Below are 1250 nucleotides of genomic sequence, written 5' to 3' on the forward strand. Positions count from 1 at the left end.
GGCGGCGGCGAGGACGGGCACGCCGGCGAGGCCGACGGCCGAGACCGCGTAGACCCAGACCCAGCCCGGTCGCCGCGGCGGTCGCTCCGCAGGGAAGCCCGCGTTCGCTCGGCCGAGCCGCTGGGCGGGGGAGCCTCCCCAGCGCTGCCCGGCGGGGACCCTCCCGAAGACGGCGGAGCCCGGCTCGATCTGGGCGTGCTTGCCAATCCGCGTGCCGGGCAGCAGCGTGCTGCGCGCCCCGACGGTGCTGCCTGCGCCGACTCTGACGGCCCCGACACGGAGCACGTCGCCGTCGATCCAGTAGCCCGAGAGGTCGACTTCGGGCTCGATCGCCGCTCCGCGCCCGAGCGTGAGCATTCCGGTCAGCGGCGGGAGCGAGTGCAGATCCACGTCGTCCGCGATCCTCGCGCCGAGCGCGCGGGCGTACGCGGCGACCCACGGCGCCCCCGCGAGGCTCACCGCCCGGAGTTGGAGGGCGATCTGCTCGGCCAGCCAGAGGCGTAGGTGCACGCTCCCTCCGCGGGGGTGGTCGCCGGCCCGGACGCCGCGCAGCAGCGAGCGGGCGGCGAGCACGGTCAGCCCCATCCGCCCGAACGGTGTCAGGAAGAGCGCGAAGGCCGGGATCAGGGCGACCAGGGGAACGGTCGGCAGCCAGCCGAAGCCGGGCGTGAGGTCGAGCAGTGCCGTGACGGTGAGGATCGCGGTCACCCAGCGGGCGCCGCCGAGTGCCAGGAGCGGGGCGCCCAGGAGGGTCTGCAGCACCCGCATCCGCCGCGGCACAGGGAGGATCCGATGCCCCGAGTCCTCGGCGTCGCCCGTCGCCCTGCCCGCTGTCTCGGCGGCCATCGCCGCCAGGCGCGGGTGCGCGTAGACGTCGGCGACCGTGAACTCCGGGTGGCGCTCGCGGATCCGCGCGACGAGCTGGGCCGCCGCGAGGGAGCCGCCGCCGAGGTCGAAGAAGTTCGCCCGCTCGTCCACGGGCACCCCGAGCACCTCGCGCCAGAGCCCGGCCAGCCACGCCGTCCCGGGATCGAGGTCGACCTCCTCCGCGGTGCTCTCGGCGAGCGGCCACGGCAGAGCGGCACGGTCCACCTTGCCCGAGACGCGCGTCGGGAGCTCGTCGACGACGGCCAGCAGCGGCACGAGAGCGGCGGGCAGCTCCTCGCGGAGGCGGGCGAGCGCGGCGTCGCGGTCGAGCTCGCGCCCGCCGGCCAACGCGAGGTAGCCGACCAGGACCTGGTTGCCGCGCT

The 1250-nt window shown here is 76.4% G+C and carries 1 protein-coding gene; it reads right to left on the reverse strand.

Going from position 1 to position 1250, the window contains the following annotated elements; all coding sequences use genetic code 11:
* Positions 1-1250: phosphopantetheine-binding protein (locus ACH61_RS15495; RefSeq protein ID WP_236713726.1), on the reverse strand; the 1250-nt coding region annotated here is incomplete at both ends.

Source organism: Rathayibacter tanaceti (assembly GCF_001634385.1).
Taxonomy (GTDB): domain Bacteria; phylum Actinomycetota; class Actinomycetes; order Actinomycetales; family Microbacteriaceae; genus Rathayibacter; species Rathayibacter tanaceti.